We start from the raw sequence: 2,322 nt of genomic DNA on the forward strand, positions 1-2,322 counted from the left end.
TCGTACTTGCCGTTGTTCCACTCATAGAGGACGTAGCCCGGCAGGGTCACGTCGCCCTTGGCGTCGAACTTCAGGTCGCCGAGGACGGTCTTGAATTCGTCCTTCTTCAGCTGCGCGTTCACCTTCTCCGAGTCGGTGGTGCCGGCGGCCTTCACCGCCTCGGCCCACGCCTGAATGGCGGCGTAGGTGTAAAGCACATAACCTTCCGGCTCGATGCTCTTCTTGCGGAACTCTTCCACGATCGGGGCTGCGCCGGGGTTCTTGCGCGGATCGGGCGAGAAGGTCATCAGCGTGCCCTTGCCGGCGTCGCCGGTGATCGCCCAGTACTCGTCCGTCACCAGCGCATCGCCGGAAACGAGCGTGGCGTTCAGGCCCTGCTCGCGCATCTGACGCAGGATGAGGCCGGCCTCGGTGTGATAGCCGCCGACATAGACGACATCGATGCCCGCCTGCTTCATCTTGGAGACGAGGGCCGAATAGTCCTTTTCACCGGCGGTGTAGGCTTCCCACAGCGCTTCCTTGCCGCCGGCCGCATTGTAGGCCTTGCGGGTTTCTTCGGCGAGGCCGAGGCCATAGGCCGACTTGTCGTTCAGGAAGGCGATCTTCTTGCCCGCAAAGTGCTTGGCGAGGAACTCGCCGGCGACGATGCCCTGCTGGTCGTCACGGCCGCAGACGCGGTAGACCAGATCGCTCGGGCGCTCGTCGGTGAACTTCGGGTTGGTCGAGGCGGGCGAAATCATGATGATGCCCTCCTCCGAATAGACCGCCGACGCCGGGATGGAGGAACCGGAGCAGAACGCGCCGGCCACGAACTTCACGCCCTTGGAGGCGAGCTGGTTGGCAACCGCCACGGCCTGCTTGGGATCGCAGGCGTCGTCGCCGACTTCCAGCTTCACCTGCTCGCCGAGCAGGCCGCCCTTGGCGTTGATGTCGGCCACCGCCTGCTCGGCACCGGCCTTGAGCTGGGCGCCGAACGAAGCGTACTGGCCGGTGATGGGACCCTCGACGCCGATCAGGATATCAGCGAAGGCGGCCGAGGACAGGATGGTGCTGAAGGCCAGCGCAGCGCCGGCGAGCAGAACCTTCTTCATTGCCAAAACTCCCTCTGGATCGGAGCGCCCTTCCGGTGCCCCTGAAGTTGCGGGTTACGGTCCCGCACCGTCGGCATTGTGCCGCGTTTCTGGAAGAAGAGCACCCGTTGAAGTGCGCCCCTCCGGTCGCGAATGCGCGCCCTGCGCGCAACCGCAGACCCGGCCGGCCGGCTCCGATGAAGGCCGGCCGGCCGGAATCGTCTCAGGCGCTGGCCCGGTCGCGCCAGCTGAACGGCCCGCTGCGCTCATAGAGCCAGCGATACTGCGTCACCATCTGCAGCGTGCGCGTATAGCGCCAGCCCGCGAACGAAATAATCAGATAGATGGCATACGTCACAAGCCAGTAGTGCAGCGACAATAAGCCATCCCCGAACAGCGAGAACTGCAGGAAACGGATGCCGCAGGCCAGCAGCGCCATATAAACGAAGAGAATGCGCACGGCAGACCAGCTGCGTGCCACCGCACGCCCGGTCATCCATGCCCCGCCACCGCCCAGCAGAACGGTGAGCACAAGGAAGGCAACGAACGAATTCTGCCAGAGAATACCCATGTCGGCTCCCCCCGGCGGTCAGTGACCGCCGCCCTCCAGATAGGCCGCCCGCACCTCCTCGCGCGCCAGCAGTTCCTTGCCGGTGCCGGCCATGGTGATGACGCCGTTGACCATCACATAGCCGCGGTGAGCGAGCTTGAGGGCATGATAGGCGTTCTGTTCCACCAGAAACACCGTCAGCCCCTCGGTTTCGTTGAGGGTGCGGATGGCATCGAAGATCTGCTTGACGATGAGCGGCGCCAGACCCAGCGACGGTTCGTCGAGCAGCAGCAGCTTCGGCCGGCTCATCAGCGCCCGGGCGATGGCCAGCATCTGCTGTTCGCCGCCCGAAAGCGTGCCGCCGCGCTGGTGGATGCGCTCCTTCAGGCGCGGAAACAGGGTGAACATCCGCTCCAGATCGGTGTCGAAATCCTTCGGATCGCCCAGCACGGCGCCCATCTGCAGGTTCTCGAACACCGTCATGCGCGGGAACACCCGCCGGCCTTCCGGCGACTGCGCGATCTTCAGCCGCGCAATCTCGTGCATCGGCAGTTCGGTGATGTCGCGGCCCTCGAACACGATGCTGCCCTCGCGGGCACGGGGGCTGCCGAACACCGTCATCATCAGCGTCGACTTGCCGGCGCCGTTGGCGCCGATCAGCGTGACGATCTCGCCGCGATTGACGTCCAGATCCACGCCCTT

The 2,322-nt window shown here is 65.0% G+C and carries 3 protein-coding genes; all 3 read right to left on the reverse strand.

Annotated elements, in window-relative coordinates:
• Positions 1 to 1,091 (reverse strand): branched-chain amino acid ABC transporter substrate-binding protein (locus V7067_RS10660; RefSeq protein ID WP_334175882.1); only part of this gene is annotated, 1,091 nt, incomplete at its 3' end.
• Between the two features lie 202 nt (positions 1,092 to 1,293).
• Positions 1,294 to 1,641 carry a DUF6867 family protein gene (locus V7067_RS10665; RefSeq protein ID WP_334175883.1) on the reverse strand — a complete coding sequence of 116 codons (348 nt, stop codon included), beginning with the start codon at positions 1,639 to 1,641 and terminating at the stop codon, positions 1,294 to 1,296.
• A gap of 18 nt (positions 1,642 to 1,659) precedes the next feature.
• Positions 1,660 to 2,322: ABC transporter ATP-binding protein (locus V7067_RS10670; protein ID WP_334175884.1), on the reverse strand; the 663-nt coding region annotated here is incomplete at its 5' end.

Source organism: Pseudoxanthobacter sp., assembly GCF_036822375.1.
Taxonomy (GTDB): Bacteria; Pseudomonadota; Alphaproteobacteria; order Rhizobiales; family Segnochrobactraceae; genus Pseudoxanthobacter.

Bases quoted from the DNA above. Each gene is read 5' to 3' on its own strand.
- V7067_RS10665 (WP_334175883.1), bottom strand. From the start codon at position 1,641: ATGGGTATTCTCTGGCAGAATTCGTTCGTTGCCTTCCTTGTGCTCACC.